Source organism: Edaphobacter modestus, assembly GCF_004217555.1.
GTDB classification, from domain to species: Bacteria; Acidobacteriota; Terriglobia; order Terriglobales; family Acidobacteriaceae; genus Edaphobacter; species Edaphobacter modestus.
Genome location: NZ_SHKW01000001.1, coordinates 3,376,190 through 3,390,156, shown reverse-complemented (window position 1 = coordinate 3,390,156; position 13,967 = coordinate 3,376,190). Strand labels below are relative to the sequence as shown.

The following is a 13,967-nucleotide window of genomic DNA, read 5'->3' as shown; positions in this document are numbered from 1 at the left end:
ACCTCTCGTCTTTTTGTAACAGAGTCGGTTTCTTATTCGGTCCAGCGTCTGAAGATGAGTGATCCGTTGGTACCGCCGAAGCCGAAGGAGTTCGAAAGAGCATAGTCGATCTTTGTCGGCTGAGGTTTGTTAGGCACGTAATTCAGTCGGCACTCCGGGTCGGCTTCGACGAGATTCATCGTCGGAGGCGCGATCTGGTTCTGCATGGCCATGATGGTGATGCCCGCCTCAAGTCCACCAGCTCCGCCGAGAAGATGGCCGGTCATGGATTTAGTGGAGCTGACGAGCAAGGTACCGTTTTTTGCTCGTTCCCCGAAGACATTTTCAATGGCCTTCGACTCGAGCGCGTCGCCCAGGGGCGTGGAGGTGGCGTGGGCATTGACGTAGTCGATCTGGTCAGGAGAGACCCCGGCGACCTTGAGGGCATGGTTCATCGAGCGATAGCAGCCCTCGCCCTCCGGTGCCATTCCGGTCATGTGGAAGGCGTCTGCCGACATGCCATAGCCGATGATCTCTGCGAGGATCTTCGCTCCGCGCGCCTTGGCGAACTCCAAATCTTCGAGAATGAGGATTCCGGCGCCTTCTCCTACAACGAATCCGTCGCGATCTTTATCAAAGGGACGGCAGGCGTGGATGGGATCGTCATTGCGGGTGGAGAGTGCCTTCATGGCCGCGAATCCGCCGACTCCCATAGGAGTGATAGCCGCTTCGGTCCCTCCGGCAAGCATGACGTCGGCGTCACCCCGCTGGATGATACGGAAGGCATCGCCGATGGAGTGAGCGCTGGTGGTGCAGGCGGTTGCCGTGGCCTCGTTCGGCCCCCTGGCCTTGTAGCGAATGGAGACGTGACCGGCGGCGAGGTTGACGATCGAACCCGGGATGAAGAATGGCGAGATCTTGCGCGGTCCACCGGCCAGCATGGCACTGTGCTCGCGCTCGATCACATCGAAGCCGCCGATGCCGGATCCGATGTGGACACCGACGCGATCGGAGATCTCATCGGTGACGGTCAGGCCGGAGTGCTTCATCGCTTCGTCAGACGCAGCCAGGGCGAAGTGAATAAACCGGCCCATCTTGCGGGCCTCTTTCTTATCCACGAACTGAAGAGGATCGAAGTTCTTTACCTCGGCGGCGAAGCGGACAGGGTGGCCGGTGAGATCGAATGCCTTGATCTCGGCCATTCCGCTCTTGCCGGCCATCAGGCCGTCCCAGAGTTCGGGCGCGGTATTACCGACCCCGCAGATAAGTCCGAGGCCGGTTACGACGACACGACGCTCTAGCATGATTACTTCGCTTTCTGATTCTTCTCGATGTAGTCGGTAGCGTCTTTGACGGTCTTGATCTTCTCTGCGTCTTCATCGGGAATCTGGATGTCGAAGGCCTCTTCGAACTGCATGACGAGCTCGACTACGTCGAGAGAGTCGGCGCCAAGGTCCTCCTGAAAGCTTGCGCCTGGGGTAACTTCAGCCTCATCCACCTGAAGCTGCTCGACAATAATCTGCTTCACCTTTTCATCAACTGCTGCCATGTCGTTCTCCTCTATACCTCTTGGGGTCAAAACCGATGCGATACGCGGACGCTACGCCCAACGCAGGCCAATCTCAAGCATACTGAGGGCCTAGGAGAGTGTAAAGCAAACCGGGCTGCAGGAAAATCAGAGCGCGCAAGGATTGTCAATCGTCCTCGCCGGAGGCTGCAAGAAAGGTGGTGATCCCCGCGGCCTGATCGAAGTCGATCAACTGTGCCCCAGGAAGACCTTTCTCCGTCGTGCCGACTTCGCGAAGAGTCTTATGGATTGCACGGGAGCGTTGGCCCAGGTCTCGGATGGTGTTCTGTACCGTTCCCACCTGCTTGTCCATCTTGTCCATCAATCCCTCGAATTTGCCGAACTCCTTCTTTGCTCCCTCCAGCACATTCCATACTTCGTCGCCCTTCTCCTGGATGGCGAGCATGTGGAAGCCCATCTGGAAGCTTGTCAGGATCGCCGATAAGGTGCTGGGACCGGCGATGGTGACGCGGCATTTTGATTGGATCTCAGCCTGTAACGCGTCACGGCGCATTACCTCGGCGTAGAGGCCTTCTGTCGGAAGGAACATGATTGCGTGGGGAGTGGTGCGTGGAGGATTGATGTACTTCGAGCAGATGCGGTCGCCTTCGGTTCTAATGGCGCCCTCGAATGCCTTACCCGCCGCGGCAATCTGCTCCGAGTTCCCGCTTTCGTAGGCACCCTCCAGCCGCTCCCAGTCCTCGCGGGGAAACTTGGCGTCGATCGGCAGCAGGGTCTCGCCGGACTGGCCGGGGAAGCGAACCGCGAACTCCACGACCTCTTGCGAGCCATCCCTGACCTTTGCATTCCGAAGGAACTGGCTGGGGGCAAGCATCTGCTCGAGAAGCATGCCGAGCTGAACCTCGGCGAAGCCTCCGCGCGATTTGACATTGGTGAAGATGCGACTGAGGTCGTTGACGCCGTCGGAGAGCTTGGTCATCTCGCCGAGACCGCTGTGCACCTTGTTGAGCTGGTCGGTTACCTGGCCGAAGCTCTCGGTCAGGCGCGTCTGCAGCGTGGTCTGCAGCTTTTCGTCAACGGTATTCCGCATCTCCTCGAGTTTGGAGGCGTTTGTTGTGTTGATTTTTTCCAGTCGTTCTTCGACGGCGTTACGGAGCTGAGTCTGGTGATCCGTATTGCTGGCGGTGAGATCTTTGAGTTTTTGATTGAGGGATTCGCGCAGGTCAATATGCTGCTTGTTTGTCTCGGCCGTAAAAGAAGCGATGCGCTGGCTGATGGTGTCCATCTGATCCTGGACAGCCTTGCGAAGAAGGTTGTCCGAAGTCTTGTTATCGTCACGAAAACTATTTAGACCGCCCTGAAGCAGCTGGCTGAGCTCGGCGATATTGCTTGTGACCTCTTTGCGAAGGGAAGCGAAGTCGGTTGCGCTTGCCTCACGGGTACGCTTCGCCTCGTCAGCGAGGTCTGCCCGCATCTGCGAAAACGCATTGCGGATGTGCTCATCGAGCGCCTGATTGCGAGCGTCGAGCCGAGTGAGCTGGTCGGGGAGCTGCGTAAGTCGCGGATCTGACGGGGCCTGTTGTTTTCTTAACAGCAGAGCGACGACGGCGATCAGGACTACGATTTGGATGGCAAGGAGGGCAGTCAGCATTTCGTATTTCCTTCGCCAAGGATAGCATTGGAGTCGAATTCGGCCGGGCCATTAATCCACAGCTAGAGGCCCACGGGCACCATGCCTTCCACCCGCAGAACATAAGGTTGTTCGGACTTGGCTGTCTGCGGAGGAAGAATCAAGACAAGTCCTTCGGCTGTCTGGTGGAATTTGACTGGCTGCGGTTGTTTGCCCAGCAGCGAGACGCGCTCGACCTTTGCCTTCGCCGTGGAGAGCGATCGGATCGTTGCCTCGCCTGTCGGCTCTTTGTAGCCGATGGCATAGAGCTTGCCATCCTTTGTGGTGAAGCGGAAGTCGGCCTCGGTGTAGGGCTTCTCCGGCGCAGACGAAACGCGGGGCCAGTTGAGGATGCCAGTGGAGCGGCCCTTCCAGTCACCATTCGGCCTGGCAGACACGGCCGGGCCTTCGCCGGGCATGATCCATGCCCGGGAGCCGTAGATTGCCTCGCCATGGTCTGTGAGCCAGTCCCCCAGCGTGCTCAGGGACTGCTGTTGGTCTTCGGGGATGGAACCGTCTCCCTTTGGCGAGATGTTCAACAACAGGTTGCCGCCGCAGCTTGCGACCGCGACGATCTGATGGATCAGCGACAGGCCACTGGCGACCTTCAATCCCTCGATGTAGCCCCACGAATTGCCTATGGGCGTGTCGCATTGCCAGGCTCCGGCGTACGGCCATTTGGGCGCATGGTGGGTACCTTCAAAATCCTGGACGGTCGCGAAGAGATACGCGTCGTCCTTGGTAGCGAGCGTGGCCTGGTAGCCGCGTTCGCGGGCCCGGTTGTAGAGGTATGCGGCGGCGCGCAGCTTCACCTCGTCGTACTCCCGCGGGTTTACGCCGTTGTCGAAGTAAAGCATCTGCGGCTCGAACTTATCGATGAGCTCCTGCACACGCGCCAGCCAGTCCAGCTGGAAGATCTTTGAGTTGGCGCCGCTGTTGAACTGCTGATCGATCGGCGGCCCGTAGAACCCAGCGAGCATCGGGTTGAACTGGTCCGTCTTCAAACCCTTGGCCGGGTAGGCGAAGTAGGCGTGTTCCATGCGATGGGACGACAGCCCGAAGATGAGGTTCTGCCTGCGCGCCGCCGTGGCAAGCTCGCCGGTCAGGTCGCGCTTCGGCCCCATGCGGCCCGCGCACCACGGCGTCAGCTCGGAGCGATACATGGGGAAGCCGTCGTGGTGCTCGGCGACAGGGACGACATAGCGTGCGCCCGCGCGCTGAAACAGCGAGATCCACTCCTCGGCGTGATACTTGTCGGGCTTGAAGAGAGGGATGAACTCCTTGTAGCCGAACTTGTCCTGCGGCCCGTAGTGCTCGGCGTGCCACTTAATGCCTTCGGCATCCTTGTACATGTGACGCTCGTACCACTCGCTGCCGTGCGCCGGGATGGAGTAGAGGCCCCAGTGGATAAAGATTCCAAACTTCGCCTGGTTGAACCACGTCGGCACGGCATAGGTGTCGCGGAAAGATTCCCATGTGGGCTGCACCGGCCCGTTGAGGTCGGGCTTTGGAGTGGCGTAGGCGTCGGCGGCTCCTTGCGGAGCACCGGTCTGCGCGGCAGTCAATGGTCGAGGCAAAAGAGATGCGGCAGCCAGAAGAGCGGAGTCGGTGAGGATGCGCCTGCGTGAGATCGGCATGCATGCCACTCTATTTCATCTCCCTAAAGAGCTCCACTCTTTAGAAATAGCGTCTTGCGGAGACTTCATCTCGTCTAATCCATAGGTTGACCAGGTCCAGCGGGCTCGACATCGGGCCGTGCGAGGCCTTGGCAAGGGAGTCCTCCTATGTCCATCGCAAGCCGATGTGGTGTTTTTGTTCTGTCTTCGCTGATCTTCGCTTCTTCTTCTGCACTATCTCTATCCGCACAGCAGACTGAGCCGAAAGCTGAGCCCGGAGGGAAGGTCATCCTCGATGTGGTGGTTTCGCCCAGGTCAGGGCTTCCCGTTGCATCGCTTCAGCAGCAGGATTTTCAGGTCCTCGACAACAAGGCTTCCCAGGCGATGACCTCGTTTGCGGAGTTGGGAGGCGAAAAGGCTCCGGTGGAGGTCCTGCTGGTGATCGACGCAGTAAACGCCACCTTCTCCACTGTCGCAATGGAACGGGATCAGATCAAAAACTTCCTGCGGTCTCATGGGGAACACCTGGCTAATCCCACGTCGCTGGCGATCGTTACCGATACGGGGATGCAAATCCAACCGAGCCCTTCGAAGGACGGTAATGCTCTCAGCACGGCCCTTGATCAGTACACGGGTGGTCTTCGAACGCTTCGACGCTCGAGCGGATTCTATGGGGCGGATGACCGGATGAATCTCTCGATCAACGCAATGCACCAACTGGTGGCGCGAGAAGGTATGAAGAAGGGGCGCAAGCTGATTCTGTGGGTCTCGCCGGGTTGGCCGCTGCTGAGCGGACCGAATGTTCAGCTCGGTGCGAAGCAGGAACAACAGATCTTTTCGACCGTCGTGCAACTGTCCACCCAGCTTCGTCAGGCGCAAGTGACTCTCTACGCGCTCGATCCGCTGGGTGCGAACGAATCGTTGCTTCGCAACCTTTATTACGAAAACTTTGTGAAAGGTTTGACGAAGCCTCGGGACGCCGCCTTGGGCAATCTGGCATTGCAGGTATTGGCTGTGCAGAGTGGTGGATTGGCCGTGAACTCCAATGATCTCACTGCCCTGCTTGAGCACAGCGTCGAAGACGTTACCGCATACTACGAGATCTCATACGATCCCCCTCCCGCCGACCGCCGGGACGAGTATCACTCCGTCGAAATCCGGATGACGAAGCCCGGTCTCACGGCAAGGACGATCCAGGGCTATTACTCGCAGCCTTGAGGAGTTGGCGCCGCAGGTGAAAGAAGCGCCAGCAGTATCGCGCAGGTGTCTGGGGGAAGATTTTGAAAACGATCTCCCAGACCCTGTCGCGCCCGGCCAGATTGCATCCAATCCTGAACACGTTGGGTTGCAGCCGCGCGTCGGGAGGGATTATGGCAAACCTTGAAGGGAACAATCCAAATCAGAGATCGAGTGTGCACAAGGATCCAGGCACCTTTGACGACACGGTGCGTAAAGTGGGTCCAGATGTGACAGCAACCCTCGACAACTCCAGCAGCAAGCCCACCGAGTGGGCGGGAAGCGAGGCGTTGCAGTCACCGACACCGGGTGAACGGGAGAGTCCCGCGGATGTGGACGATCGCAAGCCTGGTCTGCGCACAATCGACGACGCCGATGTCGACGACGAAGATGATGAGGATGAGGATGATGACGACGATGACGATGAGGATGAGGATGATGACGACGAGGCCTTGGGAGACGAAGGTGGATCAGAAAGGATTTATTTAGCTCTGTCTGCCAATCGTTATCACCTAAGTCAGCAGCCGAGAAGAATTTGATCCGCGATGGCGGCAGACTCGCAGGCCGGCTTGACGTCGTGAACCCGGAGAATGTGAGCTCCGGAGAGGATTGCTGCCACATTCGCTGCCAGGGTCGCGTTGATGCGAGCGTGCGCTGGTGGCAGCTCGCCGTTGCTCATCGCAGCGAGGTTCGGAGCCTGCGCGAGAGTATTGGCGAGGAAGTTCTTGCGCGAGGCGCCGATCATGATCGGCAGCTTGAGCCGATGCAGGGCAGCCAGGTTCGCCAGGATGGGATAGTTTTCCTCCAGCCTCTTGCCAAAGCCGAGTCCAGGATCGACGACGATCCGGCGGCGAAGAACGCCCGCAGCCTCGGCGCTGACAACACTTGCCTCGAGACTCGTGAGGATGAGAGGCACGATCTCCTCCGGATCCAGTGGCGGCAGAGAGCTCCATTCGGATGGCGTGCCCCGCGTGTGCATAAGAACAGCTCCGCAGGAAAGCCGCGCACAAGTGCTGGACATGGTTGTGTCCCAGAGATGACCGCTGACGTCGTTGACGATCTCGGCGCCGGCTTCCACGGCGCACCGGGCGGTGGATGCGTGGAAGGTATCGATCGAGACGATCGTCGATGGACGTTCCTGAAGGAGGGCAGAGAGCACGGGAAGAACCCGGGACTGTTCTTCGTCGGCTGAGACCCTTGTCGAGCCCGGTCGTGTGGATTCGCCGCCCAGGTCGATCAGGTCGGCTCCCTGATCGAGCATAGCGATCGCGTGCTCCAGTGCTCGGTGGGGCGCTTCTTCGGGAGCGAAGAAATGGCCGCCGTCGGAGAACGAGTCAGGCGTGACGTTGAGGATACCCATCACCAACGTCCGGCGGCCGAGCGCAAGGGAGCGGGTGCGTAGCTGCCAGTCGTAGTGCGGGCGTGAGGCGAAGGCCATGAAGCGATTCTAGAGCGAGGCCGCGCCATGCAGGAAAGACGCTGGCAAAGACCATGAGGATGCTAGACTTCGCGAATATGAAGACAATGTACGGTGTAGTGGCCGTTGCAGCTCTTGCGATCGTGACTGCAGCCCCCGTCCCGGCGCAGAAAAGGGGAGCCAAGGCAGACGTTTCGGCCAAGGCAGGACGGGCGAAAGAGGATTCAAAGCTCGCACGCGAGATCGAGGCCGTGCTCGCCGACCCTGCGGTAGCGAGGGCGCATTGGGGAATCAAGGTCACTGCGATGGATGGAACGCCAGTCTATTCGTTGAATGAAGGCCAGCTCTTCCAGCCCGCGAGCAACACAAAGATGTTCACCACGGCAACGGCCCTTGCGTTACTCGGCGCGAATGCCACATTTCAGACGAAGGTGGTCACGAGGGGCGCCTTCAGCACGCCTGGCAGACTTGTGGGCGATGTAGTGCTCGTCGGAGGTGGAGACGCGAATCTCTCAGGGCGCGAGATTCCCTATGTTCCGCCAGCGATGCGCCCACGAGTTACTCCTGGGCAGCAGCCGCCGCCGGGTCCCCCCGCCTTGCGATATCTCGAAGAGATGGCCGACCAGGTGGCGAAGACAGGCCTCAAGGTGATCAACGGCGATGTGGTCGGTGACGATACGCTCTATCCATGGGAGCCGTACCCCCAGGATTGGTCCATTGATGACTCGGTCTGGGGTTACGGAGCCCCGGTTTCCGCGCTGACGATCAACGACAGCCAATTGAAAGTAACGGTTACACCGGGCAGCGGACCTGGTTCACCGGCATCCGTGACGATTGATCCTATCGCACCTTATTACACGGTTGATTCGACCGCGCTGACCACGGGACCGGCAACGAGCGGCGCTCATGTCCAGATGGAACGTGCTTTGGGTTCGAAGGTTCTTCGAATCTATGGCTCGATTGCAGTGGATGCTCATCCGGATGAGGAAGAGGTTGCGATTCACGACCCTGCCGAGTACGCGGCCTCCGCACTGAAGTCGATGCTTGAAGCGCGTGGAATCCTGGTGACGGGAGTGGCCCGGGCGAAGCATCGCATCTCAAGCGATTCGAGAGGTTTTCTGCAGGCCTCGCACGAGCCCGTACTCGTGATCGACTGGGCAAAGACGTATCCTCCGGCGGTTGCTTCATTCAGATGCGTGAATGATTGCGGAAGCGCAACGGAGACGATTCTTGGTCAACACACCTCGCCTCCCCTGATCGAGGATATGGTCGTCACCAACAAGGTGAGTCAGAACCTCCATGCGGAGATGTTTCTGCACAACGTTGGCGCTGCCGTTCTGAATGATGGATCGACTGTCAATGGGGTGCGCGTAGTGCGGGCATTCTTAACCGCGCGCGCAGGGATCGACCCTGAGGACTTCGTCTTCTTCGATGGGTCGGGCTTAAGCGGTCACGACCTCGTGGCTCCGCGCGCGACCGCACGGCTGTTGCAATTCGCGTCGACGCAGCCCTGGTTTGCAGACTGGAAGCGAACGCTGCCCATCGGTGGCGAGGATGGCTCGCTGGTGGAACGGTTCGGCAAATCATCGCTGAAGGATCATGTCTTCGCAAAGACGGGAACCCTGAGCGAGGCTCGCGCCTTGAGCGGATATGTCGACTGCGCCAGCGGAAAAACTATGATCTTCTCGATCATGGTCAGCGCGCACACGCCGGGGTCCAGCGCGGATCGGGTTGCCATGGACAAGATTGTCGAACGGATTGCGGAGGCGGATTGAGATGCCAAAGGCAGGGAGTCCAAGCCGTAAAATGGATCAATGAAGACTAACTTTCGTATGGAGCGACGACTCTTTCGTGGGTGGTTCGAAGAGTGAGCGCAACGACTGCGGAGATTCTGGCGGTAGTCTTTTTCGCAACCTTCATCCGCTCGGCATTTGGATTCGGTGAGGCGCTGATTGCCGTTCCGCTGCTCGCCCTTTATCTTCCGGTCACTGTGGCCGCTCCACTGGCGGTGCTGATCTCGATCACGATCGCGGCCGTAGTGGTCGCGCAGGACTGGCGCAAGATTCACCTTCGCAGCACAGGATGGCTGTTTGCTTCGACGATGCTCGGCATTCCGATAGGGCTGTTGCTTTTGACCAGCAATCATCAGCGAGGCGTGAAGATTGTGCTGGCTATCGTCATCCTTGCGTTCTCGCTGTACTCGCTCATTGGCCGCAGACCCCCTGAGTTGACGAGCGATAGCCGTGGCTGGCTCGTCAGCTGCGGGTTCTGCGCGGGCGTGCTTGGCGGAGCCTACGGTATGAACGGACCCCCGCTGGTGATCTACGGGGCGATGCGCCGCTGGTCCGCACAACACTTCCGCGCAACGCTGCAGGGGTATTTTCTGCCCGCCAGCATCGTCGGCATGGGTGGATATTGGGCTGCTGGCCTTTGGAGTCGCGCAGTGACGCATTACTTTCTGTTGTGCCTTCCCATTCTGTGGCCTGCCATCTGGCTGGGACGAGTCGTGAACCATCGTCTGCATGGCGACGGCTTTCTCCGTTACGTCTATATAGGACTCATGGGGATCGCGATGCTTCTCCTGGTGCAGTCGGCTCGCGGGTAGGGTGAGAGAATAGAAGTGATGACGCAAAAGTGTTTCCTCTTGGTGCTGGCCTGCACGCTGGCAGGCTGCAAGTCTATTCCGCCGCCTACTCCGCTGCAGCAACTGAACCCGCAGCAGGCCCGGGGCCATGGGGTGTATCAGGCGCATTGCCTGGTCTGTCATAGCGACCGGACGAACACCCCGCTCACCGGCCCTGCCCTGCGCGGGATCTTCCAGAAGCAGTACCTGGACAGTGGGGCTGCTGCTACGGATGAGCGGGTCTCGGCGACAATTCTTCACGGAAGGAACATGATGCCCGCGCAGGCCAACGTGATCGATCAGCAGGATCTCGATGACCTCCTGGCGTATCTGCATACGTTATGAGCGATTCAAACGAAGTGAAGAAATTACAGACGCGGGCCAGGGGAATGCTTCCCGGTGTTGCCGGCATCTGCATGTTCATGCTGGTGATGACAACCCTGAATGCATTTGCGGCGCTGCGCGGCACCTTTGGGCAGGGGCGGGGAAAGTATGGTGTGCTCGCGATCTGTACGCTTCTTGCGGCGGGAATCTTCGGCCTGCTGCGGCTGACGCGCTGGGGATGGGCTCTTGTGCTTGCCGGATGCCTCACGCTGTTTCTGGGCAACATGGTGTACTTCCGCCAGACACATGCGGCTCCATTTGTGGTGCAGGGATTGTTTGCCCTGGTATTTTTTCTGTATCTCGTACGGACAGAGGTCAGAGAGCGGCTGCACTGATCTCCTGGGAGGGCAGGGGGTTCGTTCTCTGTGTGCTTCTACAACGGCAGCTGTGCTAGCTTCTTGAAGTGCTGACTCGAAGAGTTTTTGGAAAGTTGATAACGTCGACGTTCCTCGCGCCATGGTCGATGGATGCGATTCAGGCAGGCGCACAGCCCGGGCCCGCGGTGAAAGACCACCGTTTCTCGGTCATGATCTGGACGCTGAAGAGCCGCGGAAGCTTCGAACAAAACCTTGAGCGCGTCGCCAAGGCCGGATATCGCTACGTCGAGTTGATCGGCGAGTCTCTGCGATGGTCCGATGCTGAGACTGCTCATATGCTGGCCCGGATGGACGCACTTGGAATCTCCGTGGACGCGACCTCCGGCCTCGTCCCTGGCTTTGCCGATCCCGCCGCCACCGCGACCTATCCAGAGAAGCTGAAGGAGTTCGCGCAGGCGGCCCAGCGAGTCCGTTGTAAGAGGCTGATCCTGTTCTCGGGCAAGCGTGTCCAGGGCATGTCGGACCAGGACCACCAGCGGGTATCTATCGAGACGCTGAAGCGGGCCGCTGATGTCCTCGAACAGACGGGAACGAATGCGGTTCTTGAGCCAATCGACCGGCTGGAGAACCCGCCGATCTGGATGGATACCGTCGAGCAGGCCTTCGAGATTGTGGAGGCGGTGGCAAGCCCCAGGATCAAGGTGCTCTACGACCTCTACCACGAGCAGCGTACCCACGGAAATCTGATCGAGAAGCTCCAAAAGAATATTCATTCCGTCGGGCTGATCCATGTAGCCGATGTTCCCGGCCGCCACGAGCCAGGCACCGGGGAGATTCACTATGCCAACATCTACCGCAAGCTGGGCGAACTGAAGTACGACGGAATGATCGCAATGGAGTTTTATCCGACCGGGGAGATCGTCGAGTCGTTGCGCGGCGCCCGGCTGGAAGCGTCGCAAGCGATACAATTAAGAAGATGACTCCGACCGCCGAGCTGGTCCAGATCGACCTTACGCCCCGAAAGCCCGCGCCCAAGCCGGCGTGGCTGAAGGCGAAAGCTCCCATGGGCGAGACCTTTCACAATCTGAAGAAGATGGCGCGCGAGCTCAATCTTCATACGGTTTGCGAGAGCGCTCACTGTCCCAATATCGGCGAGTGCTGGAACCAGAAGGCCGCAACCTTCATGATGCTCGGCAATCTGTGCACGCGCCGCTGCGGTTTCTGTGCGGTACCGAAGGGCCGGCCTGAGCCCATCGATCTCGACGAGCCGCGCCGCGTGGCCTATGCGGTCGCGCAGCTTGGATTGCATCATGCCGTGATCACCAGCGTGAATCGCGATGACGACAATGTGGGCGCAGCCCACGCCTTTGTGAAGGTAGTCGAGGAGATTCGCCTTCAGGCTCCCGGCTGCCGCATAGAGATTCTCACCCCCGACTTTCAGGGCAATGAGGAGTCGCTGCGGCTGGTCGTCGCCGCTCGACCGGAGATCCTGAATCACAACATAGAGACCGTGCCGCGGCTCTATCGCGTCGCAAAGTCGGGCGGCCGATATGAGCGCTCGCTGCGGTTCCTCGAGTATGCAAAAGAGATTGCCGCCGAGAGCGGGGAACAGATTGTTACCAAGACCGGCATTATCGTGGGTATGGGTGAGGAGATGCACGAGCTTCTGGCCGTCTTCCGCGACCTTGCGGACCGGCGCGTCGATATCCTCACCATCGGTCAGTATCTCCGCCCCTCACGCGATCATCTTCCGATGACCCGCTACTACACACCGGACGAGTTCGCCTTCCTCAAGCACGAAGCCCTGGCAATGGGGTTCAGACACGTGGAATCCGGTCCGCTGGTTCGATCGAGCTATCACGCACAGGAGCAGGCAGAGTCGACGGGGCTGGCTGTCAATAACATCGCTAATTTGTACTGACACATCGCTAATTTGTACTGGTACAAATTAGCGATGTTTGCTTAAGCAGCCGGACGTGTCGCAGGAGCTTTCAAGTCGAGGGGACACCAAATGTCATCTCTTCTTCTCCCGTGTCATCCGCGACGCCGTAATGACGAGATTTTGTCTTCCTGGTTGTTTAAAATTGCGTCCGACAATATCGTGCCAGTTAAAAGGCTCCTCGAGAGAATCGATATTTCACGTAGTCATCTTGATTCCATGGGTCCCGACGATCCTCGCCTGGTGTCAATTGCAAGTGCAGTCGGACTATCGAAGAAGGCGGTTCTTCCAGCCCTTCCCTCAAGCCTTTATGGATTGTTTGGAGATAATCGCTTTTCTCCTAGGGACGGGTGCTGGCTCCGGTGTTGGGGCAGAACCTTCGTAGTAGGTTCGCTGCTCTCCGGGTTTCACGACCGCGAAAGGGTTTCGGGCATCGAAGAACGAATCGCGATAGAGAAAGTTCGCAGATCCGTGGATCTGTGGTGTTCCACCCGCCGTCGTAATTTCAATTCGAGCGCGTCCAGGTCTCGAGAAGAGCGCTGAGTATGGGTTCTGGTTGATCTTTACGTTTTGAACGGCGGACGCTGTGACACCAGGCCCATTTGCCTCAACTCCGTTGACGACGAGTGTGACGCCGTTGCTTCCTGTAGCGTCTGGGTTAAGAAACCGCGATAGCGTGGTGATGTAGTCCTGATCGAAGACCGGCAAACGATCCAGTGCATTGCGATCCAGAGAATTGCTGTTCTGGTTCTGGCTAATTTCCGTGCTGACCTGGGCGGAGCTATCGGACGCTCCGACGTCGATTTGCTCTTCCACTCCAGCTATAGGCAGAACGATCCGAACTGGCGGATGGCTCGCTGAATCGGCCATTACGTTCGTTTTGGTCTCTTTAAAGTCGTTTTGGCGGACATCCACAAGATACCTGCCCCGAGGAACGTTCTTGAACTGGAATTCACCGACACCGTCGGTGATCGTGTGCATGATTTCGCTGCCGTCTGGACTCTCCAGGGCAACCGACGCGCCAGCAACTGCCGCGCCGCTCGTATCTTGGACAGTGCCGAGAATCGGGCGGCTTGTCGCGGGAGTCTGCCCAGGCAAAGATCCGTATAGAAGCGTAGGGATCAATACCAGGGAAAGAAAGAGCTTATTCATTTATTCATTCAGCCATTCATAGAGTTCTGGACTGCTTCCTAACAATCATGCCTGAGCGAACCTTTTGCCAATTTTAAGGTTATCACTGTACTCTTTTTGTGTTATGA

At 58.6% G+C, this 13,967-nt stretch carries 14 protein-coding genes; 8 read left to right on the top strand and 6 right to left on the bottom strand.

The genetic code is table 11. The features are described from left to right. Positions 1-32: 32 nt before the first annotated feature. From fabF to BDD14_RS14390, 4 genes are all read right to left on the bottom strand, one after another. Positions 33-1,283 (bottom strand): beta-ketoacyl-ACP synthase II, encoded by a 1,251-nt coding sequence (gene fabF, locus BDD14_RS14405; protein ID WP_130419411.1) that lies wholly within the window; start codon positions 1,281-1,283, stop codon positions 33-35. 2 nt (positions 1,284-1,285) lie between these two features. Beyond that, positions 1,286-1,528 carry an acyl carrier protein gene (locus tag BDD14_RS14400; RefSeq protein ID WP_026387969.1) on the bottom strand — a complete coding sequence of 81 codons (243 nt, stop codon included), beginning with the start codon at positions 1,526-1,528 and terminating at the stop codon, positions 1,286-1,288. A gap of 145 nt (positions 1,529-1,673) precedes the next feature. Then, positions 1,674-3,158: a DNA recombination protein RmuC gene (locus BDD14_RS14395; RefSeq protein ID WP_130419410.1), complete on the bottom strand. Its 1,485-nt coding sequence runs from the start codon at positions 3,156-3,158 to the stop codon at positions 1,674-1,676. Positions 3,159-3,220: 62 nt separating this feature from the next. Next, positions 3,221-4,813: an alpha-L-fucosidase gene (locus BDD14_RS14390; RefSeq protein ID WP_130419409.1), complete on the bottom strand. Its 1,593-nt coding sequence runs from the start codon at positions 4,811-4,813 to the stop codon at positions 3,221-3,223. A gap of 147 nt (positions 4,814-4,960) precedes the next feature. Here BDD14_RS14390 and BDD14_RS14385 point away from each other — a divergent pair, with 147 nt between their 5' ends. Then, positions 4,961-6,010 (top strand): VWA domain-containing protein, encoded by a 1,050-nt coding sequence (locus tag BDD14_RS14385; protein ID WP_130419408.1) that lies wholly within the window; start codon positions 4,961-4,963, stop codon positions 6,008-6,010. Between the two features lie 152 nt (positions 6,011-6,162). After that, complete coding sequence (locus tag BDD14_RS31835; RefSeq protein WP_165420084.1) at positions 6,163-6,567, top strand: hypothetical protein; 405 nt, start codon at positions 6,163-6,165, stop codon at positions 6,565-6,567. On the opposite strand, the gene folP is transcribed toward BDD14_RS31835, so the two are convergent. Then, positions 6,546-7,466: a dihydropteroate synthase gene (gene folP / locus BDD14_RS14375; RefSeq protein WP_165420083.1), complete on the bottom strand. Its 921-nt coding sequence runs from the start codon at positions 7,464-7,466 to the stop codon at positions 6,546-6,548. The genes BDD14_RS31835 and folP overlap by 22 nt on opposite strands. Before the next feature lie 53 nt (positions 7,467-7,519). Here folP and dacB point away from each other — a divergent pair, with 53 nt between their 5' ends. From dacB to lipA, 6 genes are all read left to right on the top strand, one after another. Next, entirely contained in the window at positions 7,520-9,220 is a 1,701-nt protein-coding gene (gene dacB / locus BDD14_RS14370; protein WP_242617950.1) for a D-alanyl-D-alanine carboxypeptidase/D-alanyl-D-alanine endopeptidase, read from the top strand. Between the two features lie 92 nt (positions 9,221-9,312). Then, positions 9,313-10,050, top strand: a complete 738-nt coding sequence (locus BDD14_RS14365) for a sulfite exporter TauE/SafE family protein (protein ID WP_130419407.1) — start codon at positions 9,313-9,315, stop codon at positions 10,048-10,050. A gap of 18 nt (positions 10,051-10,068) precedes the next feature. Beyond that, a complete protein-coding gene (locus tag BDD14_RS14360; protein ID WP_130419406.1) occupies positions 10,069-10,413 on the top strand; it encodes a c-type cytochrome in 345 nt (114 codons plus the stop codon). Further along, positions 10,410-10,787: a hypothetical protein gene (locus BDD14_RS14355; protein WP_130419405.1), complete on the top strand. Its 378-nt coding sequence runs from the start codon at positions 10,410-10,412 to the stop codon at positions 10,785-10,787. The genes BDD14_RS14360 and BDD14_RS14355 overlap by 4 nt, the downstream gene beginning before the upstream one ends. A gap of 95 nt (positions 10,788-10,882) precedes the next feature. Then, complete coding sequence (locus tag BDD14_RS14350; RefSeq protein ID WP_242617949.1) at positions 10,883-11,749, top strand: TIM barrel protein; 867 nt, start codon at positions 10,883-10,885, stop codon at positions 11,747-11,749. Continuing rightward, complete coding sequence (gene lipA / locus BDD14_RS14345; protein WP_130419404.1) at positions 11,746-12,690, top strand: lipoyl synthase; 945 nt, start codon at positions 11,746-11,748, stop codon at positions 12,688-12,690. Before BDD14_RS14350 ends, lipA begins: the two co-directional genes overlap by 4 nt. A gap of 318 nt (positions 12,691-13,008) precedes the next feature. Here lipA and BDD14_RS14340 read toward each other — a convergent pair whose 3' ends face one another. Next, on the bottom strand, positions 13,009-13,860 hold the full coding sequence (locus tag BDD14_RS14340; RefSeq protein ID WP_130419403.1) for a carboxypeptidase-like regulatory domain-containing protein: 852 nt from the start codon (positions 13,858-13,860) through the stop codon (positions 13,009-13,011). Positions 13,861-13,967 lie beyond the last annotated feature (107 nt).